Annotated in this window: 19 protein-coding genes and 1 pseudogene; 8 read left to right on the forward strand and 12 right to left on the reverse strand. The window is 47.3% G+C overall.

Annotated features, from left to right (window positions below; genetic code table 11):
• Positions 1-10 precede the first annotated feature (10 nt).
• Together M1L52_RS03815 and M1L52_RS03820 are read right to left on the reverse strand one after the other, a co-directional pair.
• Positions 11-1,849, reverse strand: a complete 1,839-nt coding sequence (locus M1L52_RS03815; protein ID WP_248613515.1) for a sensor histidine kinase — start codon at positions 1,847-1,849, stop codon at positions 11-13.
• Positions 1,846-3,249, reverse strand: a complete 1,404-nt coding sequence (locus M1L52_RS03820) for a cache domain-containing protein (protein ID WP_248613516.1) — start codon at positions 3,247-3,249, stop codon at positions 1,846-1,848. Before M1L52_RS03820 ends, M1L52_RS03815 begins: the two co-directional genes overlap by 4 nt.
• 218 nt (positions 3,250-3,467) lie before the next feature.
• Here M1L52_RS03820 and rmuC point away from each other — a divergent pair, with 218 nt between their 5' ends.
• Together rmuC and M1L52_RS03830 are read left to right on the forward strand one after the other, a co-directional pair.
• Positions 3,468-4,877 carry a DNA recombination protein RmuC gene (gene rmuC / locus M1L52_RS03825; RefSeq protein WP_248613517.1) on the forward strand — a complete coding sequence of 470 codons (1,410 nt, stop codon included), beginning with the start codon at positions 3,468-3,470 and terminating at the stop codon, positions 4,875-4,877.
• A 16-nt stretch (positions 4,878-4,893) separates the two neighbouring features.
• Entirely contained in the window at positions 4,894-5,787 is an 894-nt protein-coding gene (locus tag M1L52_RS03830; protein WP_248613518.1) for a ComEA family DNA-binding protein, read from the forward strand.
• Between the two features lie 28 nt (positions 5,788-5,815).
• Here M1L52_RS03830 and M1L52_RS03835 read toward each other — a convergent pair whose 3' ends face one another.
• Genes M1L52_RS03835 through murQ form a run of 3 tightly spaced genes read right to left on the reverse strand, consistent with a single transcriptional unit; the run spans position 5,816 to position 8,626 of the window.
• Positions 5,816-7,246 carry an alanine/glycine:cation symporter family protein gene (locus M1L52_RS03835; protein WP_248613519.1) on the reverse strand — a complete coding sequence of 477 codons (1,431 nt, stop codon included), beginning with the start codon at positions 7,244-7,246 and terminating at the stop codon, positions 5,816-5,818.
• 30 nt (positions 7,247-7,276) lie between these two features.
• Positions 7,277-7,792 (reverse strand): DUF3237 domain-containing protein, encoded by a 516-nt coding sequence (locus tag M1L52_RS03840; protein WP_248613520.1) that lies wholly within the window; start codon positions 7,790-7,792, stop codon positions 7,277-7,279.
• Between the two features lie 18 nt (positions 7,793-7,810).
• Positions 7,811-8,626, reverse strand: a complete 816-nt coding sequence (gene murQ, locus M1L52_RS03845; protein WP_317231469.1) for an N-acetylmuramic acid 6-phosphate etherase — start codon at positions 8,624-8,626, stop codon at positions 7,811-7,813.
• 164 nt (positions 8,627-8,790) lie between these two features.
• Between murQ and M1L52_RS03850 the strand changes: the two genes are divergently transcribed.
• The 3 genes from M1L52_RS03850 to M1L52_RS03860 are packed head-to-tail and all read left to right on the forward strand — an operon-like array spanning position 8,791 to position 10,753.
• The gene (locus M1L52_RS03850; protein ID WP_262917930.1) at positions 8,791-9,477 is read left to right on the forward strand and encodes an SIMPL domain-containing protein; all 687 of its coding nucleotides are present in this window, start codon (positions 8,791-8,793) and stop codon (positions 9,475-9,477) included.
• 4 nt (positions 9,478-9,481) lie between these two features.
• A complete protein-coding gene (locus M1L52_RS03855) occupies positions 9,482-10,207 on the forward strand; it encodes a glycosyl hydrolase family 8 (protein WP_248613521.1) in 726 nt (241 codons plus the stop codon).
• Between the two features lie 30 nt (positions 10,208-10,237).
• The gene (locus tag M1L52_RS03860) at positions 10,238-10,753 is read left to right on the forward strand and encodes a hypothetical protein (RefSeq protein ID WP_248613522.1); all 516 of its coding nucleotides are present in this window, start codon (positions 10,238-10,240) and stop codon (positions 10,751-10,753) included.
• 434 nt (positions 10,754-11,187) lie between these two features.
• Here the strand turns inward: M1L52_RS03860 and M1L52_RS03865 are convergent, their stop codons facing one another.
• Entirely contained in the window at positions 11,188-12,297 is a 1,110-nt protein-coding gene (locus M1L52_RS03865) for a DUF4886 domain-containing protein (protein ID WP_248613523.1), read from the reverse strand.
• Positions 12,298-12,742: 445 nt separating this feature from the next.
• Here M1L52_RS03865 and M1L52_RS03870 point away from each other — a divergent pair, with 445 nt between their 5' ends.
• Positions 12,743-13,756, forward strand: coding sequence for a transposase (locus M1L52_RS03870; protein ID WP_248613524.1), 1,014 nt, complete (start codon positions 12,743-12,745; stop codon positions 13,754-13,756).
• Between the two features lie 147 nt (positions 13,757-13,903).
• On the opposite strand, the gene M1L52_RS03875 is transcribed toward M1L52_RS03870, so the two are convergent.
• From M1L52_RS03875 to M1L52_RS03890, 4 genes and pseudogenes are all read right to left on the reverse strand, one after another.
• Positions 13,904-14,662 (reverse strand): succinate dehydrogenase/fumarate reductase iron-sulfur subunit, encoded by a 759-nt coding sequence (locus M1L52_RS03875; protein WP_248613525.1) that lies wholly within the window; start codon positions 14,660-14,662, stop codon positions 13,904-13,906.
• Positions 14,663-14,710: 48 nt separating this feature from the next.
• A complete protein-coding gene (locus tag M1L52_RS03880; protein WP_248613526.1) occupies positions 14,711-16,690 on the reverse strand; it encodes a fumarate reductase/succinate dehydrogenase flavoprotein subunit in 1,980 nt (659 codons plus the stop codon).
• Between the two features lie 249 nt (positions 16,691-16,939).
• Positions 16,940-17,620: pseudogene (locus tag M1L52_RS03885) on the reverse strand (succinate dehydrogenase/fumarate reductase cytochrome b subunit); the annotation flags it as partial.
• Positions 17,621-17,889: 269 nt separating this feature from the next.
• A complete protein-coding gene (locus M1L52_RS03890; RefSeq protein WP_248614566.1) occupies positions 17,890-19,044 on the reverse strand; it encodes an N-acetyltransferase in 1,155 nt (384 codons plus the stop codon).
• Positions 19,045-19,241: 197 nt separating this feature from the next.
• Between M1L52_RS03890 and M1L52_RS03895 the strand changes: the two genes are divergently transcribed.
• Positions 19,242-20,447, forward strand: a complete 1,206-nt coding sequence (locus M1L52_RS03895) for an OmpA family protein (protein WP_248613527.1) — start codon at positions 19,242-19,244, stop codon at positions 20,445-20,447.
• Between the two features lie 58 nt (positions 20,448-20,505).
• On the opposite strand, the gene M1L52_RS03900 is transcribed toward M1L52_RS03895, so the two are convergent.
• Positions 20,506-21,732, reverse strand: coding sequence for a THUMP-like domain-containing protein (locus tag M1L52_RS03900; protein ID WP_317231470.1), 1,227 nt, complete (start codon positions 21,730-21,732; stop codon positions 20,506-20,508).
• A gap of 35 nt (positions 21,733-21,767) precedes the next feature.
• Positions 21,768-23,411, reverse strand: coding sequence for an endonuclease (locus tag M1L52_RS03905; protein WP_248613528.1), 1,644 nt, complete (start codon positions 23,409-23,411; stop codon positions 21,768-21,770).
• A 252-nt stretch (positions 23,412-23,663) separates the two neighbouring features.
• On the opposite strand from M1L52_RS03905, the gene M1L52_RS03910 reads away from it, so the two are divergent.
• Positions 23,664-24,599, forward strand: coding sequence for a carbohydrate kinase family protein (locus tag M1L52_RS03910; RefSeq protein WP_248613529.1), 936 nt, complete (start codon positions 23,664-23,666; stop codon positions 24,597-24,599).
• Positions 24,600-24,648: the final 49 nt, after the last annotated feature.

Consider the following 24,648-nt stretch of genomic DNA (forward strand, 5'->3'; position numbering starts at 1 on the left):
TAAATCGGTATCATTGTTCTTTCGGAACCTCAAGAATAAAGCGGCAACCGTCATGATAGTTGCTATCGAGAGTAAGATTTCCACCCAAGCTGATAGCGTGACGCTTGGACAAAGCAAGACCGAGGCCGAGGCCTTCACTCAGGTCGTTGACCTTGATAAACGGTTGGAATATCTGTTCAGCAGAGGATTCGCTGATGCCTGGACCAGTGTCCTGCACAATAAAACGGAGAGTAGTATCGGTCTCTACGATTTCAAGAGATATATTCTGCCCATCCGAGTATTTGGCAGCATTATATAGCAGCTCACGCAGACTACGCATGAGGAACAGGTGATTCGTGGTAATGGTAACATCGTCAGGAACAGATGTTTTGACGCTTATCTCAATATCTGGGAAATGTATGTGCATATATCCGATACACTCCTGTGCCACAGCATTACATACAATGCGTTCGTTATGGGAGCTCTGAATTTCTTCGTTAGCTCCAGTTTCAGAGCTATCGAAGAGCATCAACACAAGACGCTCCAGCGCCATGGCATTGTGCTTCATCGTTTTAGTAATTGACGTAGCCTCCTCTTCAGAAAGGACTGCATGGCTGATGCTGTCACGCAACACCTGAGCAAAGCCAAGGATGATGTTCAGCGGGGTGCGTATCTGGTGTGTCACATTCTGCATGAAGATGGTCTTGCGCTTGGCAGCCTCCTCTGCCTTTTGGGTGGCCACGACAAGTTCTTCATTGCGCGACTTAGTCTGATCAACAGTATAACGTATGCTTCCCATGTGGAAGTTAAGAGACTGTAGCATCACGGCAAAACTATTCTGCAGACGACCTATGACATCCTTACGCTCTGTCTTGGGGATATGGGTCTCATAGTTACATCCAGCTATACGCTCCAACTTTTCCAACAGCAGTCCAAGTGGACGTATGGCTTGAAGGACAGTGTGCCGCGAGAGTATCATTATGACAACGAAGCCAATGGCAAGGAGCATTATGACAATGTTTGTAAGCCAATAGTGCAACCTCAGAATATCGTCGTCCGGACATACTAAGGCAATACTCCAGTCGGTACCATCAATAGGTCGGTAGCAGACTATGCAATCCTCTCCACGAACATTGACATTCATCATGCCTCTGGCTCCTGAGGTCATCTCGTAGCCAAGTGCTATGAGGTCAGGATGCTTAACAGGGTCAATATCGGTGAAGATCGTCTTCGCGTAAATCTTTGTTGTATCAGGATGTACGAGGTATTCTCCACTACTGCCAAGCAACACGAAGTATGCGTTCTTATATGAAACGAGCATTGTGTCGAGCACAGTGGATATAGAGTCCATAGACATTCCTGCAGAGAGAATGCCTGCAAAGCTACCGTCAGCACCATGTATTGGCATGCAGTAGAAAGCCGTGAGGGAGTCTTCATGTGAGGCCTCGTCATAGTCATTCACAGATGGAGACACCCATTGCGCCTTGCCATGTTCCAATACAGCGGTGTAGCGACGCTGTTGCATTAGCATTCCCACAGTATCAGTGGCAGAGGTTATATGACAACTGCTCACGTTACGGTTCAGCGAGGCTATACGATGTGAATAGTGATGAAGCATGTCATTGCTAAGACTCTCATTTTCCATCACCCATTGATTTGCCTTAGCAGCCGTCTCAACAGTTCCCATCTTTGTCTTCACGCGATGGGCTGTGGTGTTAAGCACGCTGTTCACATGCCTTGCAGCCTCGTTGCGTATAAGTTTCTTAGACTGCATATAGAATATTCCCAAAGACAGCATGAAAAGAGGTATAGCCAACAACAGGATAACGACACTGAGCTTCATGGAAAGGTTACTGCGAATCCTAATCATGATTCACCTCCTTTCTCTTCATCTCCAGAAGACACGTTAAGCAGGTCATTGAGCAGTTCGGTAATGATCTTTGTTTGATGCTGTATGGTTTCAACCTCCCTGTCTGCCTGCAGATATACTTTAACAGAGGCTTTCTCGCCAAAAGAGGAAGACAACTGACAAAGCTCATCCACACTATCAGAGATTATCTTGGCCGGTGGAATCATCTGGTTGGTCATGTTATGAAGGAATACAGTCTTCATGCTGTCTGCCTTGTTTGCCCTCTCATAGGCATCGCGCAGTCCTTCGCCACGCTCTTTCAGTGTTGTTGTCAGTTGTTCCAATTCACTCATATTGGCCGATAGCGACTCCTGCATCTGCCGGAAGTGCTCCTGCAACTGACCAACCTCGTCCTTACGATGTGTAGGACCAACGACTTCGTCATAATGCCCTTCAGCTATCCGCTGTGCCTTCTTTGCAAGTATGCGCAAAGGCAGCAGCTGCCTGTGGGTGAGGAAACGGCAAAGAATAAAGAACAGAACTAAGCCTACTGCGCCAATGGCAAGTACATAGTATATCAAACGGTTGTAATCACCAAAGATGTCATCCTTTGGATAAACAACACCCACGCTCCAACCAAGATTCTCATTAGTACGGCCTGGCACAGACACACGCTGGAACGGCTTATAGAATACATAACATTCCCTGCCATCCATTTTAAAGCGTTTGTAACCTGTCTCGCCAGCCACCATAGCCTCTGCAGCCTCACGAATAGAAGGGTCACCGCCATTCTCTACCTGCGTGAACACCGTCTGATGGAGCAACTTGGCAGTATCGGGATAGACTATGAATGAGCCATTGCGTCCCAAGAGTGTAGAATAGCCATTCTCCGACGGTTTGGCTTCGAGGACAATCTTTGAGAACGAGTCCAATGAAACATTAACAGCAACGACGCCTATGCGTTGTCCTTTATAATTATAGAAAGGCAGACAGAAGCTCGTCACTGCAACATCTTCATCGTCCTTCAATGGGTCTGTCCATAAGGCACGACCAGTGCTCATAGGCTCCGAATACCATAGCTGCTCAGTATATGGTTCACCGTTAGCAGGCGACAATGAGGTCACAATGCGGTCACCCTTACGATGCGCATAGACAACATAACGCTCATAATCTGGAAAATAATTGGGAGCGAAAGCAATGGCACAACTATGAATATAGGCGTTACTCTCAATAAAGCGACGACTATATGTTGGCATGAGGTCTGGATTATTGAGATGCATGAGCATATCAACACAGACATTACCCATTGCCTGCTCAACACTTAACAGAATATTGTCCATATTCTGAACAGTGCCCTCTAATGTCTGACTGGCATTTTGGAGTGCTTCTTCCTTCAGAACCTTACGAGAGAAATAGAACATAATACCCAATGACACTGACAGGAGCAGTGCTATTGCGCAAAAGATCCTCAGGCTAATCCTAAAGGACAAGGTTTTGGTGATTATTGTTGGCTGGTTAGTCATAATCTGGGACAAAGATAATAATAATCTTAACAATCTCACACAAAACGGCACTTTTTTTTCGTCATCTCGCTAACCTTTCTTACCTTTGCATAAAATATTACTAAAACAGAAAGGAAATGGAACTCTATCTCATCATAGGCATCATAGCCATTGTAATCATGGCAGCCCTCGGTTACTACTTCGGCAATCAGGGTAAGAAGGAACTCATAGACAACTACTCACGACAACTCGACACACAGAAGGCTGAACACGAGAAGCGCACTGAAACGCTTAAGGATCTCTATGAGCAACAGATAGAAAACCTCAAACACTCTTTTGAACAGCAGGCGGAGCAGATGAAGAATGCTCACGAACAACAGCTAAACCAGATTAAAGAATCTCACGAAAAGCAGATTGCCGCTCTGAAAGAGATGAACGAAGAGCAGGTGAAAAGTCAGTTGGAACTGATACGTGAGCAGATGCAGACAACCTCAGAGAAGGTATTGAAGCAACGGCAGGACGAGCTAGGTACGCAGAACAAGGAGCAGGTTTCGAAAATCATTGACCCGCTGCAGAAGAGCTTGAAGGACATGCAGGAGGCTCTCGACAAGACGAAAGAGCAACAGACGGAAGCGCTCACCCGACTTGACGAGACCATTAAGATAAACATGCAGAAGAGTCAAGCCATAGGCGAGACTGCCGACCGCCTGACACGCGCTCTGACGGGCGAGGTGAAAGTGCAGGGCAACTTCGGCGAGCTGAAGTTGAAACAGCTGCTGGAAGACCTGGAGCTGAAAGAAGGAGAGCAGTTCGACACCCAAGAGACCCTTAAAGACAAAGACGGACGCCTTGCTAAGGGTGACGATGGTCGCGGTCTCATTCCCGACTTCATACTCCACTTCCCCAATAACCGCCACGTAGTGGTAGATTCGAAGATGTCGCTCACAGACTACGAACGTTACATGAACGCTGAAGACGGCACGCCCGAGAAGAGCCTGTACCTCAAAGCCCACATAGAAAGCGTGAGAGCACAAGTGAAACGTCTTGCCAAGAAGGAATATACGAAATATCTGCCTGAGGGCTACAACCGCCTGAACTTTGCCATCATGTATGTGCCTATAGAGGGTGCACTGAACCTCGCACTGCTCAACGACTCCACTCTCTGGCGCGAAGCCTATGACGAAGGCGTCATGATTCTCGGACCTCAGACTATGTACATGAACCTGCGTGTGCTGGAGATGATGTGGACACAGGTGCGCCAATTGAAGAACCAACAGGCAATGATGGATGCTGCCAACACGGTTATAGACCGCGTACAGGATTTCGGTATGAGATTCATGGATGTGGAGTCAAGCATGCAAGACACCATAAAGAAGATTACCCGTCTTAAAATCACTACTGCCGACAGCGGTCCGAGCATCATCACTGCTGCAAAAAACCTGCTGAAAGCCGGCGCAAAGGAAAACAAGAAAAAGAAGACTCTAGAAGAGATGGACAACACGATGTTCCTCGACTCAGAGACGGATTACGACAAAGAACAGCAATAACAGTCATCTATAAGCCATGTCAAACACTTTTTTCCGACTCCATCATAACGATCGTCAGATGTTGACAGCCTTGTTGCTGATAGCCACGGTCATACTAGGTTTAATGCTGTTCTTTGAAGATGCTGATATCACTACATCCGAACCTCAAGGGATGCTCGCTGCTGACAGCACTAGACACGCTGAAAAAGACGTGAAGAGAACAGATAGAGGAAACTATGATGAGGATTCAGAAACACAGCACGAGCTGTTCACCTTTGACCCAAACACCGCCACAGCCTCCGAACTGCTACGATTAGGTCTTCCCAACGGAATGGTTCGTGGCATAATCAAATACAGATCAAAGGGCGGGCGATACATGCAGAAAGAGGATTTCGCGAGAGTGCCGGGACTATCACTGAAGGACTATCACGATCTGGAACCCTACATAACTATTGCTGCCGACTTCCAACAAGCATCGCTCTACGTTAAGTCTGCAAAGAAAGACACGCTCCACCACGCTATTCCTCAGAAACTGAAAGAGGGTGAGACTATTGACCTTGCCAATGCCGATACAACAATGCTGAAGCGTGTGCCAGGCATTGGCTCTCACTTTGCACGCAAGATAGCAGAACACAGGCAGCGGTTGGGCGGGTTTGTCAGTGTGGACCAGTTAGACGACATTGAGATGTTCCCAACAGAAGCAAAGCGTTATTTCACGCTCACAGCCGGCAACAATGTCAAACGAATTAACATCAACCAGATGTCACTGAAAGAACTGCGCCAACACCCATATCTCAACTACTATCAGGCACGCACAATAACTGAGATGAGGCGAAAGAACGGACCATTGAAAAGTCTTGACGAACTTCGTCTGTCGCCATATTTCCCTGACGAAGTACGCCAGCGGTTGGCGCCCTACGTAGAATTCTGAAGCCAAGATCTACATTCTTTCCTTTAAGCTATTCCCAGCATTCAATATCGTGTTCTATCTCTGGCAGCTGACTGCGATGGAACACAGGCTCTTTGATGCCTTTACGTTTCTGACTACGGTAGTCGTCAAGCAGGCGGAAGGCATATCGGCCAAGTAGGAATATCGCCACAAGGTTACATGCCGTAAGCAATGCCATGAACAAGTCAACAATGTTCCACACAAGTTCGAAACTGGCTATAGCACCAAAGATAATAACCACTCCTCCAGAGAAAATGCGATAGATGGTCATAACCATAGGATTTGACGTTATGAAACGAATGTTTGCCTCACCATAGTAGTAGTTGCCTATGATGCTGGAGAATGCAAAAAGGAATATTGCAATAGCAATGAACAGCGGACCTGCGCTGCCTATCTGTGCCTTGAGAGCCGACTGTGTAAGAGCGATGCCGTTGAGCTCGGGAACATCGTAGAGACCACTTATTAGAATGATAAACGCTGTGCAGGAACACACAAGCAGTGTGTCGGTAAACACTCCAAGTGCCTGGATGAGTCCTTGCTTCACCGGATGAGAGGTTGCAGCGGTTGCCGCCACATTCGGTGCACTACCTTCACCTGCCTCATTAGAGAAGAGACCACGCCTGATGCCGCACATTATAGCTGCACCAACACCGCCACCTGCCACCTGTTCAATGCCGAAGGCACTCGTGATGATAATCTTAAGCACATGGGGAAGCTGACTAATGTTCATCACTATTATTACCACGGCTAAGATGACATAGCCTATTGCCATGACAGGTACCAACACGGAACTGACATTAGCTATGCGATGTATGCCACCGAAAACTATAAGCAATGCCATTGCTGCAAGAGCCAGTCCCACCCAGAGAGGCGGCAAACCGAAGGCTTCCTGCATGGCGCCACAGATGGTATTTGACTGAATGGAGTTGTTAGAAAGGCCGAACTGAAGTGTTATGAGGATGGCAAACAAGATGGCCATCCAACGTTTATGTAATCCGCGCTGGATGTAATAGGCAGGACCACCAATGAACGAGTCTTTATGTTTCTGCTTGAACAGCTGTGCTAATGTTGACTCAACGAATGCAGTTGCAGAGCCTATAAGAGCTATCACCCACATCCAAAACACAGCGCCTGGACCACCAATAGCTATAGCCGATGCCACTCCTGCAAGGTTGCCAGTGCCAACACGGGTGGCAACGCTGACAGCAAAAGCCTGGAACGATGAGATATGCTTCTTCTTGGCGTGTTTCTGTTGTTCAACACCGACTTTATCATTAACGGTGTCAACAGCCGAGTCTGTAAGCAGACGAATCATCTCGCCCACCATGCGGAACTGTACAAAACGTGTGCGGATGGTGAACCAAACACCACAAGCAACCAATGCACCAATGAGTGCATAGGTCCATATCACATCATTAATTCCAGTTATAAGCTCATTCATAGCAGAGTTTTTAGATAATTGAATGTGCTATTACTTCACGCGCCACACATTGAGAACTATACCCTTGAAGTCCTTTGAGAACTCTGGAGTACAGAGGAACAGGGCATTGTTAAGCCAGCCATACTTACTGTCGGCAGGAGCCTCGAACTGTGGAGCTGCACGGAAATAGAATGTCGGCTTGCCGTCAGCATCTTTCCCACCTGCAATGATACCGCGATTACGCACATGGATATAAACGCCGTCATCGGTCTTTATGCAATAGATGGCCTCCAGTTCTGTACGTCCCTGAGCATTTGCCAGCTGATAGTCGGCACCGCCATTGATGATAGTCCCCTTAAGTCCTGGACCCTCAAATGTGCCGCCCGTAATGGGTATCACCGTTCTGCGCCCATGCTGTGTGTTATCTATTGAGAATGCCTCGGCAAGAGTCACCTTCAGTTGCAAGGCAAACTCCAGCTCTGGCGCATTCTTTGGCGGATAGTCCTGCGCATAAACATTTAACACAGCAGAGAGAGCTATCAAAAGTGACAACAAAACTTTTTTCATAACATCTATCTTTAACAGTTATTCCTCATTCTTCAACAGTGATTTCTCCACACTACCGGCTTCGAGTAGACACTCGCGAGCTTCCTCATAGCTTAGTCCCAACAGCTCCTGAAGCATGCGCGTACCACGATCCACGAGTTTGGTATTAGTGAGCTGCATCATCACCATGCGGTTGCCACGCACACGTCCCATACGAATCATTAGCGATGTGGAAATCATGTTAAGCACCATTTTCTGTGCCGTGCCGCTTTTCATACGGCTTGAGCCAGTCACAAACTCTGGTCCAACAATCGTCTCAATGGGATAGTCGGCAGCCTCGGCAAGAGGTGTGTTCAGATTGCTCGTTATGCAACCGGTAAGCAGTCCGTTCTGTCTTGCCAGACGGATGGCACCAATAACATAAGGCGTTGTGCCAGAAGCAGCAATGCCCAAGACGGTATCGTCGGCAGTGGGATGATATTTCTGCAGGTCCTGCCAGCCACGCTCAATGATGTCCTCTGCGTTCTCAACAGCATGGCGCAGTGCATCGTCGCCACCAGCAATGACACCAATGACCCAGCTGTCGGGCACTCCAAAGGTAGGAGGCAGCTCGCTGGCATCAAGAACACCCAGTCGGCCGCTGGTGCCGGCACCTACATAAAAGAGTCTGCCACCACGTTTCATTCTCTCTTCAACAGCCTCTACAAACGGCTCTATCTGTGGTAGGGCCCGCTTCACAGCCTCTGCTACAAGTAAATCTTCATCATTGATATGGTGAATCAGTTCACTTACCGACATCTGTTCCAGATTGTCGTAACGCGATGGCTGCTCGGTTATCTGATCCTTTGTTTCCACGGTTTTTATCAGAAATAATCTTAAGTTTATAGTCGTAATGTGCGATTGAGCGTGCAATTTTACGAAAAAAAAATTGTTCTTGCAAGCATTATCAAAAAAACGTGTATCTTTGCAGCACGATTTCACTAACCATGAAGTTTAATCAAAATTAAAAACCAACCATTATGAACAAAATTCGTGAATCAATAATCCTCGCCATCGGAATCGTTGTGCTGGGATGGTGTATCAAGAGCGGTATAGACAATTTCTCTAATAAAGACCGCAAGGTAACAGTAAAAGGACTGGCAGAGCGCGAGGTGAAAGCCGATAAGGTAACATGGAGCATCGCCACAAACGAGATGGGCAACGACCTGCCTACGCTCTACGAGAACATCAGCATGAAGACGGGAAAAATAAAGAACTTCCTGAAACAGAACGGCATTGAAGAAAGTGAGATAACGGTGAACCCACCTACTGTTAACGATCTGGAGTCTAACCAGTGGAGCGAGAACCGACGTGCCTTCCGCTACATCATCAACACCACTCTCACCGTGAGCACACAGAAGGTTGACTTGGTGAACAAAGCCATCTTCAAACAGGCCGAACTGCTGAAGCAAGGCGTGGCTATTGAAGGCAGCAATCCGCAATACGAATATGTATCGTTCCAGCAAATGAAGCCCGAAATGATGGAAGAGGCTATCAAGAACGCACAGAAGACCGCAGACCAGTTTGCCAAGGCAAGCGACTCAAAGCTGGGTAAGATTCACACGGCAGGACAAGGACAGTTCGAAATTAACGACCGCGATCTGAATACTCCTTACATAAAGAAGCTTCGCGTAGTAACCACCGTCACCTACTCACTCGACGACTAACGCCATGAAGACAAAATCCCTCCTGCTTTTTATACTGCTGACTGCGCTGACTGTCGCTGCAAGTGCATCCCAATACCGCAATGTATTTGTGGAGATGGGCTATCAGCCTGCCGAAGTCGATGCCAAGCTTAAGGAAGTATTCAACGACGTGTTCCACGGTCCCAACAAGGTGTACTTCGAAGTGGGCGATTCCATGGGCTATATCTCCGACATCAAGAACCACGATGCACGTACCGAGGGCATGTCCTACGGCATGATGATTGCTGTACAGATGGACGAGAAAGACATATTCGACCGACTGTGGCGATGGAGTAAGCATTACATGCAGCATCAGGAGGGACAGCGCGAGGGCTATTTCGCATGGAGTTGCAAGACCGACGGTACCCATCAGGCAGAGGGTGCTGCCAGCGACGGCGAGCTCTATTTCATCACTGCCCTGCTCTTTGCCTCCAACCGATGGGGCAATGATACGGGCATTGACTACAAGGCTGAGGCACAGCATATTCTGGACTGTATACAGCCTCGTGCATTCAAAGATGAGCGACCAAGACCACAGCGACCAGGTATGCCACCTTCTTCTGGCATGGCCTATCTCATAGACCCCGAGACCCACCTTATTACATTCACGCCCGATGGCTTCGGACAGCGTTTCACAGACCCCAGCTATCACATCCCCGCCTTCTATGAGGTGTGGGCTAAGTATGCCGACGACGACCGCTCCGACTACTAGCTCTTCTACGCCGAGAAAAGTCGTGAGTTCATGCATAAGGTCATAAATGAAAATACTGGGTTGAACCCAGACCTTTGCAACTATGACGGTACGATGCTCGAAGGCTTCGGAGGTCGTCGTAACGGAGGCTCAAACTTCCGCTATGACTCGTGGCGCGTGCCAATGAACATGGCCCTCGACTATGAGTGGAGCGGCACCGACAGTCTCTGGCAGCGCCAGTATGGTGAAAAGATCCAGGATTTCTTCTTCAGTCAGGGTGTCAACACATTTGTCGATCAGTATCGTGTTGATGGCTCACTGCCTGAGGGTGACGAGATTCTGCAAGCAGGCGGCTTCCGCAAGCTACGCCACAGCATCGGCCTTGTGAGCACGTTGGCAGCTGCCTCTGTGATGTGTCAGCACGAGAAAAGAAAAGCGTTCGTGGATGCCCTTTGGAATGCGCGCCACGAACCCTTCGACGATGGCTATTTCGATGCTTACTACGATGGTCTGCTCCGTCTCTTTGCCTTCATGCATCTAAGCGGCCGGTATCGCGTGATAGATTAGTAACAGAATCCTTATGGATAATCTAAAAAATAATGGTGGCTTTCTCATGGAGCCGCCACTATTATTATTTCTATCAGCTAATAGTTGAAAAGCGATAATTCATGTGTCCGCAGTGCCGATAAACAGGCATTGCGGATACTTTTTCTAAAAAGTCAAGCCCTCTAAATAAAAAAGTTGGTTCTATAAGTTTAAAATCTTTTAATACTACAGTAAATTTTATGTTTACGCACTGTAAACTTATGTTTACAGCCCTTGAACTTATGTTTACGGCCCGCGAACATAAGTTTACGGCCCGCAAACATAAATTCTTCAACTATAAAATAACTTTTTCCTTGTTTAACTTTTAGCGGACAGCAACAATAAAAATTACAAATCTGACGGAACGTCCGTAATTGCGTAACATCCCGCCAGACGGGGTAGTTGTTGCCATCAATCTATTTGATTATCTTGATGGTCTTGCAATTATTAAGTTTAATAATGTTTATGCCGCGTTGGTATGTCTTGATACGGCTTCCCCCGACATGATAGATAGAGGTATTATTAGAGCAGGGAAATGTAGAACCATCTAAACCGTCTATTGAGGTCATCACATCTTCAGGATTGACACACTCAATATAGTTCTTAGTGGCCAACACTGCAGCCCTTTGGGCAATGAGGGCATTGTCATCGGTCACACTAACGGCCGGGTAAGTGCTTTCATCATTTGATGCGTCATATCGTGCCGGATTGCCTAAGACGGTTATCCCGCTCCTTGGTGCCAACAGAGACTCGTAGTAGCAGCATGCGGCAGTATATCTGGCCAGGCCCAACCCACAATGAATACCGTCTTGTGTTAGGTCGTACTCATTGTTGAGCGAACTACTACGGAGGTTTTCAATGGCTGTGCCGTAAGGAATGACCAAATCTATTGGATATTCCTCGCAGAGTCTCTTCACGGAATTAGCTATTAATTCCCATCGCAAGAGGGATGACTTTTCATTGTTTCCGCTATAATTGTCCCAGTAGCTGTGAACAAGCAGAAAACCAATCTTGGCTTGCGGCTGTTGTTCCTTGATAAGCGACAGGAGTTCGTTCAGATAACCTTCATTTCCTGTCCCTTTCCATTTGTCGTAATAGGGAGCAAAGGTGCTTAATTGGTGAATCAAGATAATATCCCATTTTTCGTCTGTCAATGCCTCTCTAAAGAGGGCACCGTCGTTGGGTTCACCTGTTCCTGTTGATATATTGGCTTTGATACCGCCCAACACCTTTGAAATAGAGTATTTTTGATAATCATTATCATGATAGAGGTAATACCAACTCTTAAAAGACCCACTACCTCTTGTAGCTTTATAGAGACACATGTCACTTACATCCATCTGGTTTGCTTGAGTGAGCAGTTTAAGCATGGCTGTGGCATCATCTGTATAACTGTTTCCAATATCCAATACCTTTAATTGTGGTTTCTTCAGTACATCGTCAATGCTTTGTGCAACACTTTGTAACTGGATACAGAATAGTGAAAGGAACAGGATAGTTACTTTAAGAAAGCTGTTTGGTCGCATGTTTTAGATAGAATAAAAAAAGGCGGAACCGTTCAATGCTTATCGAGATTCCGGTTACCGCCAAGTGACCTGCACAAAAACAAGCATGAACAGTTCACGCCCATTGAACGTGAACCTTCAGTTACTTGTTCTCTTTGTGCGAAAATTGGCGGTATTCGAATCTCAAGAACAAGAGCTAAAAGCTCAATATCTATGTATAAGTACGAACAGAAACGCTAATCTGTAAGTTAATTATTGTGTTATATATTCTCTGTGACCCTGCAAAGCTAAGCCTTGTAACAGAAGGTCGGTTAGCGTAACTTTTTCGTTATTTTCTATATCATTGGCAAAATTATTTAAAGGGTTTAACTTCCTGTTGATTTAAATTCTGTTGGCAAATATACGAAATCTTTTTGAATAATGAAACGATGATAGGAAAAAGTTGTATTTTTGCAATTATTACGCTATGGATAGAAGAACGTTTGAAAGTCAAAAGGCATTTGCGGGTGAGAAGAAAGCCTCGATGAAGCGACGCTGTGTAGATAACGACTACACAGCGCGAAGGATGTACATGATAACTATGGTGACGGAGGAACGAAAGCTACTTTTTGGAAAAGTGGTGGGGAGAAGTGATGTCGAAGAGCCGTCGCCAGAAGCTCCTCATATTGAACTGTCGCCTTTGGGTGAGGCTGTGAAAAGAATATGGCTAACCATCAGTAGTTATCATCAGGAAATAAAGGTTGTGGCCCTACAGATGATGCCTGATCATCTGCACGCTATTCTTTTTGTAACAGAAAAGATGGAGAAGCCTTTGGGCAAGGTACTGCTGGGAGTGAAGCAAGCCTGCAACAAGACGTTCAGAGAGGTGATGCCTGTGGTGTTTGTTGCTTCAGCACAGCAACATGCAGGTCAGAGCCGCGAGAACGGGCTTTTGTTTGCGAAAGGCTTCAACGACCAGATACTGCTAAGAGATGGGCAGCTTGAGCGATGGCTTAACTATCTCAAGGACAACCCTAGACGATTGTTGATGAAACGCGAGAATCCAGACCTCTTTCGTGTGCAGAGGGGGCTTAACTATGCAGGTTTTTCTTTCTCTGCCATCGGCAATCGTTTCTTATTGGAAAGGCCACTAAAAATACAGGTACAATGCTCAAGAAGCATCAGCGAGAGCGATTTACAGATTAAGACAAATGAATGTCTTAAGGCTGCAAGACAAGGAGCTATTTTGGTATCGCCTGCTATCTCAAAGGGGGAGAAAACTATAATGAGGGCGGTTTTTGAGGAGGGACTACCACTAGTCTATCTGCAGGAAAACGGCTTTACGGACTTGGCAAAGCCAGGAGGCAAGCGTATGGTTGCTTGCGCCAGAGGGCAGCTATTAATCTTGGCACCTTGGGAGCACCATAATGAAAAGATAACGATAAAGAGGGGGCAGTGTCTGGAGCTGAACGAAATGGCAAGGGCTATTTGCGAGTGGTGAGCGAAGAGTTTGTTGCTGTGGAGTTTGTTGCTGTGACACAGCAACATGCAGGACAAGATAAAGAGACATGCAAAACAAAGAGCGCCGCAGGCTAATCCTTGCGGCGCTCTTTATATAATAAGGTGTAACCTTAGTCAGCGATTTGCCTTAATCAGCGAGCTTTGCCTTGATCATCTCGCGGTTCAGGCGAGCGATGTTAGCGATGGTCTCGTTCTTAGGACATACAGCCTCGCAGGCGCGAGTGTTGGTGCAGTTACCGAAGCCGAGCTCGTCCATCTTAGCAATCATGTTCTTCACGCGGCGGGCAGCCTCAATCTTACCCTGTGGAAGCAGAGCGAGCTGAGATACCTTAGACGATACGAAGAGCATAGCAGAACCGTTCTTACATGCTGCAACGCAAGCGCCGCAACCGATACATGTAGCGCAGTCCATTGCCTCATCGGCATCTTCCTTAGGAATGAGGATAGCGTTGGCATCCTGAGCCTGACCTGTGCGGATGGATGTGTAGCCACCAGCCTGGATAATCTTGTCGAAGGCATAGCGGTCAACCATACAGTCCTTGATTACGGGGAAGGCAGCTGAGCGCCATGGCTCTACAGTGATGACGTCGCCATCGTTGAAGCGGCGCATGTAGAGCTGACATGTGGTAGCACCGCGCTCTGTACGTCCGTGAGGAGTACCGTTGATGTAGAGCGAGCACATACCGCAGATACCCTCGCGGCAGTCGTGGTCGAACACGAAGGGCTCTTTGCCCTCATTGATTAACTCTTCGTTGAGGATGTCGAGCATCTCGAGGAACGAGGTATCGCCGGGGATGTCGTGCATCTCGTGGGTGTCGAAGTGACCCTGGTCCTTGGGGCCGTTCTGGCGCCAGAACTTTATTGTAAATGAAATATTTCTTGCCATAATTGTGTAAGGTTTTGAGGATGCTGTGACACAGCACCAAACTCAACATTAATTCTTATAGTTACGGGTTTGTACCTTAATTGCCTCGTACTCCAAGGGCTCCTTAGAGAGTTCAGGCTCGTTGCCCTTGCCTTTGTACTCCCAGCAGCCTACGTAGAAGTAGTGCTCGTCATCGCGCTTAGCCTCGCCTTCTTCGGTCTGGTACTCCTCACGGAAGTGACCGCCGCAAGACTCGTTACGAGAGAGGGCATCGAAAGCTACGAGCTGACCCATGGTGAAGAAGTCACGGAGGTGGATAGCCTTGTCGAGCTCAATGTTCAGACCTTCCTTAGTTCCTGGAACGAAGAGGTTGGTGTCGAACTCCTTCTCGAGGTCGTGCATCTTCTTCAGACCAGTCTTCAGGCCTTCAGCTGTGCGACCCATGCCTACATACTCCCACATGATGTGACCGAGTTCCTTGTGCAGGCTGTCAACAGAGCGCTTACCCTTGATGTTGAGCAGACGATCCATCTCAGCGTCAACCTTCTTCTCAGCCTCAGCGAACTCAGGCAGGTCGGTAGATATCTTACCCCAGATAGACTGGTCAGCCAAGTAGTTCTGGATGGTGTAAGGCAGTACGAAGTAACCATCGGCCAGGCCCTGCATCAGAGCAGAAGCACCCAGACGGTTAGCACCGTGGTCAGAGAAGTTACACTCACCGATAGCGAACAGACCGGGGATAGTGGTCTGCAGCTCGTAGTCAACCCAGATACCACCCATAGTGTAGTGGATAGCAGGATAGATCATCATTGGCTTGTAGTACTTCACGCCATTGATTTCGTTAGCCAGCTCACCTGGGAATACGTCGGTGATCTCCTCGTACATCTCGAAGAGGTTACCATAGCGCTGCATGATAACATCGATGCCCAGACGGTTGATTGACTCAGAGAAATCAAGATAAACGGCCAGACCAGTGTTGTTTACACCGAAGCCCTTGTCGCAACGCTCCTTAGCAGCACGTGAAGCCACGTCACGAGGAACCAGGTTACCGAATGCAGGATAGCGGCGCTCCAAGTAGTAGTCGCGATCTTCCTCGGCAATCTCCCAAGGCTGCATCTCGCCCTTCTGAAGCTTCTTAGCATCCTCAATCTTCTTTGGTACCCAGATACGACCATCGTTACGCAGTGACTCAGACATCAGAGTCAGCTTAGACTGCTTGTCACCGTGAACAGGGATACATGTTGGGTGAATCTGCACGTAAGATGGGTTTGCGAACATAGCGCCCTTACGATAGCACTGAACGGCAGCTGTACAGTTACAGCCCATAGCGTTGGTAGAGAGGAAGTATGTGTTTCCGTAACCACCAGTAGCGATAACAACAGCGTTAGCTGAGAAGCGCTCCAGCTTACCTGTTACGAGGTTCTTTGCAATGATACCACGAGCACGACCGTCAACAATGACTACGTCCTCCATCTCGTAACGAGTATAGAGCTTCACCTTGCCAGCCTGTACCTGTGCAGAGAGAGAAGAGTAAGCACCGAGCAACAGCTGCTGACCTGTCTGACCCTTTGCATAGAATGTGCGGCTTACCTGAGCACCACCGAATGAACGGTTTGCCAGCATGCCACCGTACTCACGAGCGAAAGGTACGCCCTGAGCCACGCACTGGTCGATAATATTGTTTGAAACCTCAGCCAAACGATAAACATTAGCCTCGCGAGCACGATAGTCACCACCCTTTACAGTGTCGTAGAACAGACGGTAAACAGAGTCACCATCGTTCTGATAGCACTTTGCGGCGTTGATACCACCTTGAGCTGCGATAGAGTGAGCACGGCGTGGTGAGTCCTGAATGCACAGGTTGATAACGTTGAATCCCATCTCACCGAGTGAAGCAGCTGCAGAAGCGCCTGCCAGACCGGTACCAACGACGATAACGTCGAGCTTCAGCTTGTTCTTTGGGTTAACAAGACGCTGATGAGCTTTATATTCCTTCCATTTCTCAGGCACTGGTCCTGCAGGAATCTTTGAATCTAATACTTTTGCCATAGTTGTATATAGTATTTTACGATTTTACAATTAAACTATTTAGCACTTGCAGTCTTCGCACTTGCACTCCTCGCACTTGCAGCCTTCTTTCTCAGCGCACTGGCATGGATCGCACTTGCACTCCTCACACTTGCATGCCTTTTCAGCATCGCAGCCCTCAGCCTTCTGCTCTTCGCAGCAACCTGCCTGTGCCTTCTCGCAAGGAGCCTGCATCACGCACTCAGTCTGAGCCTTGCAGCAATTCTCCTGACAGAGGCTTGGAGCACACTCGAAGAAGAAGCCCAAAACAACAACGAGGAAAGCGAGCATGAGCACTGTCACATAAGTGATGCCTATAACCTTCCAACGGCAGAACCATGTCTTACCATTCAGACCGAGGGTCTGCATAGCTGACCAGAATCCGTGAGTGAGGTGGAACCAGATGGCAAGAAGCCATACGATGTAGATAGCTACGAATACAGGATTAGAGAATGTTACCTTAATCCACTCGAAACCATCAGTAGGACTAATAGCTGGCATAGCACCAACAATCTCTGCAAACATCATGTTGTACCAGAAGTTCCACAGGTGAACTAGCAAACCAATACAGATGACGAGACCCAGCACGAGCATGTTCTTAGATGCCCACTCTACCTTTCCAGGATTAACCTGTGTTGACACCTCGTAGCGGCTTGTTCCGCGTGCGCTACGGTTCTGTGCCGTCAGTATGAAGGCATAGACGATGTGACATACTGCCAGGAAAGCCAGGCCTGCTGTTGCTACAACAGCATACCAGTTGGCACCCAGGAATTCGCAAATCATGTTGTAAGCCTCTCCCGAGAAGAGCGCCACCACGTTCATGCAACCATGGAAGGTCAGGAACAGAATGAGCGCAATACCCGTTACGGACATTACAACTTTTCTACCAATTGATGAATTGATTAACCACATAAGTTGTTGAAATTAAAATTAATTATAAAATAGTTTTTAGATTTAATCAAGCTTTTAGCCCCGCCTTCACAGGCTGTTTTCAAAGGAAACAAAGCGGTTGCAATCCGCTAAAGAATACTTAATATTAAGTACGCACACGCGTATTTAGGGCACAAAGTTACTATAAAATAATTAATATGCAAATGTTTACACACAAAAAATGTGGACTGAGCAACCTCAATCCACATTCATTAACTTTCGAAACGTCACATTGCAATATGTACTTTACATTATAGCGCTTTTTTGTAACAGCGACGACGCTTATGCTGTTCGTTCTCATAATATTGCCATTGCTGCTGTACGGCAGTGTTGCTTTCCATGTGCACATGGCTCTCGCCCCACTTGAATCCGTATTTCTGATAAACAGGTATCAGATGGTAGAACAGCAATGCATTGGCACCCTTTGACCTGTATTCTGGCAGCACGCCAATGAGTAGCAAATCTACAATGTCTGTCTTATGGAACTTCAGAGCTCTCAACAGATACCACCACCCGAAGGGGAACAGGCGTCCATTGCGACACTTCTGCAGGGCGCGTGTAAGCGAGGGTATTGTTATGCCCACTCCTACCACATCATGATCGGGCGTGTTCCAGTCCTCAATGACACAAAGCATGTCCAGCGAGATGAACTTAAAATACTTATCCACATACTCTTCAATCTGCTTATCGGTCATCTGCGAGTATCCGTAGAGGTTGGCAAAAGTCTTATTTACCACATTGAATACCTTCTTACCATACTGTTGTGGACCAGTAATCATTTCGGTTGTGAGCTTAGGACAGTGCAGGTTATAGCGCTGCATAGTCAACTCTGACACGCGCTTGAACTTCTCTGGCATTCCCTCCTTTGGCACGAACACCTTATATTCCACATAGTCGTTATCCTTCTCGTATCCCGGCATCTGCTCCATGTGCTCAGGATAGTACGGATAGTTATAGATGGTTGCCATGGTGCCAAGCTCTTCAAAGCCCTTTGTGAGCATACCCTCGGGATCCATGTCGGTAAAGCCGAGCGGGCCAATTATTTCTTTCATGCCTTTCTCACGGCCCCAGTCTTCAACAGCCTTCAACAGTGCTGCCGACACTTCTTTGTCATCAATGAAGTCTATCCATCCGAAACGCACGCATGGACGGTTCCACTGTTCATTGTAACGGCGATTGATGATGCCTGCCACACGTCCTACAAGCTTACCGTCCTTGTAAGCCAAGAAATATTCTGCCTCACAGAACTCAAATGCCGGGTTCTTATCTTTACTGAGTGTTTCAATCTCGTCACTGTAAAGATTGGGCGCATCGTACTTATTTCCACGATATAGGTCGTAGTGAAGCTGTATAAAATCGTCCAGATCTTTCTTAGAAGATACTTTCTTAATTTCTACTGACATGATAATTGAGTTTTTCCGATTTAAAATCGTGCAAAGTTAAGCATTTTATTAGAAAGATTCAGAAAAAGTAGTGTTTTTTTAGAAAAAATATGAATATTCAAAAAATGTTTGTATCTTTGCAGCACACTTTTCAACACGTACGAAAGCCTTAATTGACTTTTTTGATCGAAAAACAATAATAAAAACAAAACTCTAGAGTAATGAAAAACAAAAAATTCCTTGCAACGGCAGCTCTTGCCATGTTGCTCTCTGGTGCTGCACAGGCACAGGAAAAAGAGCTCGTATCTTATTCATTCGTAGAAGCTCAGGGCGGTCTTCAGCTCACTACTACCGATGCTAAGATGGACAAACTCCTCACACCTACCGTAGGTCTCTCTTTCGGTCACTACTTCACTCCCGTTGTCGGTGCACGTCTGCATGTCAATGGTTGGCAGGCAAAGGGCGGCTTCAGCGACACAGAGAAGTACTACCAGTGGAAGTACATCACACCTGATGTTGACCTGATGCTTAACCTGACAAACCTCTTTGCAACTTCAAAGTCAGGCAGCCACGCACTTAACGTCATCATCCTCGGTGGTGTAGGTCTTAACATTGCTTGGGACAACAAAGAGTTCAAGGATCTCAACGTCTCTCCAAACAATGTGCCTCTTGCATGGAACAAGAATCTTCTGAGCCACAACCTCCGTGCAGGTCTGCGTCTTGAGACTAACGTAACAAAGCCTTTCGGTGTTTCTCTTGAGGTTGACGCCAACTCACTCAACGACCGTTTCAACTCTAAGACCAATGATGCTGATGACTGGCAGTTTACAGCCATGCTTGGTCTCTCATACCGTTTCAACCACAAGTATCACACACCTGCTCCAAAATACATCACAAAGATTGTTGAGTATATTGACAGCGTAGAGGTTGAGGAGCCTATGGTTGTTAAGGAGAAGAAGACTCGTCCTGTTACCCGTATGGAGAAGACAACAATGAAGAAGTATGTATTCTTCAAGCTTGCTGAGAGCGATGCAGACAAGGCATCTGGCATTGACGCAGCCATCAAGGAGGCTGCTGAGATGATGAAGACCAGCGACGACGCTACATTCACCATCACAGGCTATGCCGACAAGGGCACTGGCTCAGCTAAGTCTAACAAGAAGTTCGCTAAGAAACGTGCCGATGACGTTGCAAAGAAGCTCGTCAACGAGTACGGACTTGATGCAAAGCGCCTCAAGACCGACTCAAAGGGTGACGCTGTTCAGCCATTCCCAGAGGACAACGACAAGAACCGTTGCGTTATCATCACCGGTGAGGGTACCTTCAAGATCACCTCAATGGAAGAGTATGAGGTTGAGAAGACCGTTATGCACAAGGTGAAGAAGGCTGTTATACGTCAGAAGGAAGTACAGGAGCTCGTTAAATAGTTTTTGACTATAGAGGTTTTAGACTATAGATTATAGACTATAGATTATAGACTAAAGACTAAAGACGCTCACAAATTATAAGGACATGGTCCCCGTTGGCGAGGGTGGTAGCAAAGATATAGTTGCTGCCGCCCTCGCTTATTTTCAGCCGCTTGCGCAACTCGGCCACTGATAGTGGGAAGTTACGCACGGTGATATTTGCCTGTTTCAGCGGTGCTATCTTTTCTTTCAGCTCGCGCTTGTTCATGGTTGACACGGCTACTACGCGGAACGACCTGCCGGGGAAATCTTCCACCTCTCCATTTGACACAAACAGATGGCTGTTCTGCGACAGCTGAGCAACGCCAAAACGCTCCTGCAGCTCGGCAAAACAACCGGCTTTCATCACAGAGGCATTTGGCTCATAAAGGAAAGTCTGAGGGAGCTCATGAAGCTGATAGGAAGAATGGGCTGTAGGGACGGTTTGGGCGAGATGAGTATTCGCTGATTCAAATACTTGCTCATCGTTTATGCACACAAGGCGCAAGGGCTGCTCACTGCCGTTTGCCGACAGCACCAGCAGCAATTCCTTACATTCGCCGCCTGTGGAAACGATATGCACTTCCCTCACCCACTTCTCGCCTAAGTCGCTGACCGTCTTACGCCAGTCGAGCATGGGCGACAGCTTCAGCATGACAAAGTCAGCCTTCTGCAACAGCTCGTCGAGAAGCGTGAGCACGTCGGGGGTACAGTCGCTTATGCCATAGGTACGCGCCCCATTAGTATCGCGACGGGCAGGGTCGAGGAATATCATTGTAACATGCTCTTCCAACTGATGAAGCATGTCCTCGCCATTGCCACACACCACCTCGGCATTAACGCCCAGCACAGCGAAGTTGTGGCGTGCCAACTGGCAAAGTACTTCCTGTCGTTCCACATAAACAGCACGACGGAACAATGGTGCAAGGAATGAGAAGTCAACACCAAAACCACCTGTGAGGTCAACGAGCATAGTGGCTTGTGCGGATGATAAAGAGGATAACAAGCTACGGCATACCGATTGCTTGTAGCGTGCTGTCTGCTCACTGGAACACTGTTCCATGCCAAGATGCTGAGGATAGAGAATGTTGGGCAGAGCCGCCCATGAAGGCAACTTGCGCCGTGCTGTCTGTCTGCCGGCAATCTGCTGTAGCGCCAATTGCATATCCACCGCTTCATCGCGGCTGCCATTGAGAGCCAGTCGCCTCACGTCGGCATCGAGGTTCGCCTCTATATAGCGGCGCGTCTCCTCATTCATCTGCGGCATAAGCATTATCCTCAGTTTTACACATAACTGCTTTTCTATTTCAAGAAAAGCTTTTTGCCATTTACTACATACAGTCCTCTTACAGGATTCTTTATGCGACGTCCCTGAAGGTCGTAGCAAACAGTCTGCTTGCCATTTGCAACGATGGTTTCTGCTATACCAGTGTTGCCTGTTTCTACTGTCACAGATGCTGTGGTAAGCTGCAGGTTTCCGCTGTTACCACTTACAGTGAACGTTATGCTCTTCTCATTGCCTGTCCATTTCAGTTCGTTGACTGTACCTTTCGATGCCTGCAACTCATTGCTGGAACTCTTGGCAATGGTAAACTCCACTTGGCGTATGGCACCCGTCTGAACGCTCAGCGTAAGCTTATTGTTAGGATAGAGACGTATCTGACTGTCGTTAATGTATCGCTGATTACCTTCGCCTAAAGCATAAGTAACGGTTATGCCGTCTTGGGTTCCTACGAAATCTGTGGTAATAGAACTCTTCACTGTACCGGTATAGGGCACATTGAAGAAACTGTTTTTCAGTTCTATAACACTGTTCACAGGATTAACAGCAGAACCGCCACCATCACTTATAACATATGTTGCCTCGCTGACACTGCTCTTGTCATTACCCTTCACAGCTATGGCTTTCAGGACTGTGGTCTTGGTGAAAGTCAACGGCGATGAGTATTGAGTACTGCTCGTTGAAGGAGCACTGCCGTCGGTGGTATAGTAGATAGTAGCATCGGTAGTGGTGGTAGTAATGCTTACTTTTACACTATCAAGAAAAGAACCTCCCTGAGGATTGAACACAGGCTGCGCAATGGTGGTAACAGGTCCTCCTCCACTGCCGCCGGCATAGTTGTCATAACTGAATGAAGATGTCTTGAGTGTGCCCCATATATAGTCTTCCAATCCAGGATAATCGACAAACGGATTGCGGTTGCCCTGCACTTCCTGCACGGCATTGTTGCGTGCCTTCTCCACTTCATCGACAGGATCCTGCTTTGACCAGCGCATCATCATGTCGAGTGTCCACTGCTCAAGTCCCTGCGCCTTATTGTTGGAGAACACGCTATGTCCCCATGATATAGCTCTGTCTTCATAGCATGTGACCATATAGAAATAAATACGTGCTATGTCGCCCTTTATCTCATCGTTGGGCTCAAACACAGTGCCGCTATATCCGCTGGTTACGCATGAGCCAAGCTTGCAGTAACCGTTTTTCGACGCATAGGTGACACTGCCCACCTCGCCAAAGGGATAACTGCTGCGGCGGTTGTTGACATAGCCATCGGTAGGCACCACATGGACAATGTCGGACTTCATGGGTTTTGCCTCATTGAACCAGCTCTGTGGCACTGTATGCTCACGATTGTAAGAGTCGCCTTCCTTATTATAGCCACCGGTATCTGTGCCATGACGATAAGATGTGGCATTGGAGTACCAGTCGCGCACGTAGCCGTCGGGACGTGTGTCGGTCTTTTCATAGGCGTCGATAAGTCCGTTATAGCTCACCACATCAGGGTTTTTGATAATATTGAAAAGAGCTGTCTTCAATTCTGCACCGCTCTTTCCGTTGGCAGTGGAATAGTAAACACCGGTATTGTTAGGTCCCTGGGCATAGGCTGCTACAACAGCGAAAAGAAAAGCCATAGGAAGAAACAATGTCTTTGTAGCTTTATTCATAAGATGATTTATTTCCATAGTAAAAAATCAGATTTATTCCTTCAATCAACAAACGTTGCGCAGCCATAAAGCCACGTACCGGGCAAAGGTATGAAAATTTATTGTAAGCACAACTATTATGCCATAATAATCTCATAAAAACAGTTATTTTGTACTGTATAATTGAGTTTTTTGAGATAAGCACCTATTATTACAATCAAAACAATTACCTTTGCAAGCCAAAATAAAAAAACAATAGAGATAAAAAATAATATGCGACGTGTAATAGGTATTGGTGAGACCGTTCTCGACATTATTTTCAAGGGCGAGCAGCCCATAAAGGCAGTTCCTGGCGGATCGGCTTTCAATGCGATAATATCATTGGGACGTGCCGGCATTCCTGCTTGTTTCATAAGTGAGACTGGCAACGACCGTGTGGGCGAATGGGTGAAGAGATTCCTGCGGGAGAATGGTGTTGACGACAGCGGCATTTGTATGTATCATAACTCTAAATCGCCTCTGTCACTGGCTTTCCTCGACGAGAATAACAACGCCGACTACATATTCTATAAGGATCATCCTCACGACCAGATAGAGATAACATGCTCCGACATAAAAGAGGGCGACGTTGTAGTTTACGGCTCGTTCTTTGCTATTAATCCTGTTGTGCGCCCTCAGGTATATGCGTTCCTTAAGTATGCTCATGAGCAGGGTGCCATCCTCTATTATGATCTCAACTACCGTGCATCTCACAAAGATGACATGCTGCGTGTCACCCCTAACATCATTGAGAATCTTGAGCTTGCCGACATCGTTCGCGGTTCAGACGAGGACTTCGACATCATGTATGGCAAGAAAGATGCCGATTCTGTCTATCGTTCAGAGATTTCGTTCTACACTAAGAAGTTCATATATACACGCGGTGCCCTGCCTCTTGAGGTTCGTGCCGAAGGAGGTTTTGCACGCCAATACCTAGTAAAGCCTGTAGATGGCGAGGTGGTGAGCACCATCGGTGCTGGCGACAACTTCAACGCAGGCTTTGTCTATGGACTCATCCACGAGAACGTAACACGCGAAGATATTGACCGCGGACTCACACCCGAGCAGTGGGACAGTCTCATAGATTACGGCATGCAGTTCTCAGCAGAAGTATGCCGCAGCATCAACAACTATGTGTCGCCAGAGTTCTGTGCCCGACTGAAAGCGTAGTTACAATATATTAGAAACAACGAATTACACGGATTTTACGGATTTAAAA

The organism is Prevotella sp. E13-27 (genome assembly GCF_023217965.1).
Lineage (GTDB): Bacteria > Bacteroidota > Bacteroidia > Bacteroidales > Bacteroidaceae > Prevotella.

Coding starts and splice junctions, on each gene's coding strand:
- M1L52_RS03815 (WP_248613515.1), bottom strand. CDS start 1,849: ATGATTAGGATTCGCAGTAACCTTTCCATGAAGCTCAGTGTCGTTATC.
- M1L52_RS03820 (WP_248613516.1), bottom strand. CDS start 3,249: ATGTTCTATTTCTCTCGTAAGGTTCTGAAGGAAGAAGCACTCCAAAAT.
- rmuC (WP_248613517.1), top strand. CDS start 3,468: ATGGAACTCTATCTCATCATAGGCATCATAGCCATTGTAATCATGGCA.
- M1L52_RS03830 (WP_248613518.1), top strand. CDS start 4,894: ATGTCAAACACTTTTTTCCGACTCCATCATAACGATCGTCAGATGTTG.
- M1L52_RS03835 (WP_248613519.1), bottom strand. CDS start 7,246: ATGAATGAGCTTATAACTGGAATTAATGATGTGATATGGACCTATGCA.
- M1L52_RS03840 (WP_248613520.1), bottom strand. CDS start 7,792: ATGAAAAAAGTTTTGTTGTCACTTTTGATAGCTCTCTCTGCTGTGTTA.
- M1L52_RS03850 (WP_262917930.1), top strand. CDS start 8,791: ATGAACAAAATTCGTGAATCAATAATCCTCGCCATCGGAATCGTTGTG.
- M1L52_RS03855 (WP_248613521.1), top strand. CDS start 9,482: ATGAAGACAAAATCCCTCCTGCTTTTTATACTGCTGACTGCGCTGACT.
- M1L52_RS03860 (WP_248613522.1), top strand. CDS start 10,238: ATGCATAAGGTCATAAATGAAAATACTGGGTTGAACCCAGACCTTTGC.
- M1L52_RS03865 (WP_248613523.1), bottom strand. CDS start 12,297: ATGCGACCAAACAGCTTTCTTAAAGTAACTATCCTGTTCCTTTCACTA.
- M1L52_RS03870 (WP_248613524.1), top strand. CDS start 12,743: ATGGATAGAAGAACGTTTGAAAGTCAAAAGGCATTTGCGGGTGAGAAG.
- M1L52_RS03875 (WP_248613525.1), bottom strand. CDS start 14,662: ATGGCAAGAAATATTTCATTTACAATAAAGTTCTGGCGCCAGAACGGC.
- M1L52_RS03880 (WP_248613526.1), bottom strand. CDS start 16,690: ATGGCAAAAGTATTAGATTCAAAGATTCCTGCAGGACCAGTGCCTGAG.
- M1L52_RS03895 (WP_248613527.1), top strand. CDS start 19,242: ATGAAAAACAAAAAATTCCTTGCAACGGCAGCTCTTGCCATGTTGCTC.
- M1L52_RS03900 (WP_317231470.1), bottom strand. CDS start 21,732: ATGCCGCAGATGAATGAGGAGACGCGCCGCTATATAGAGGCGAACCTC.
- M1L52_RS03905 (WP_248613528.1), bottom strand. CDS start 23,411: ATGAATAAAGCTACAAAGACATTGTTTCTTCCTATGGCTTTTCTTTTC.
- M1L52_RS03910 (WP_248613529.1), top strand. CDS start 23,664: ATGCGACGTGTAATAGGTATTGGTGAGACCGTTCTCGACATTATTTTC.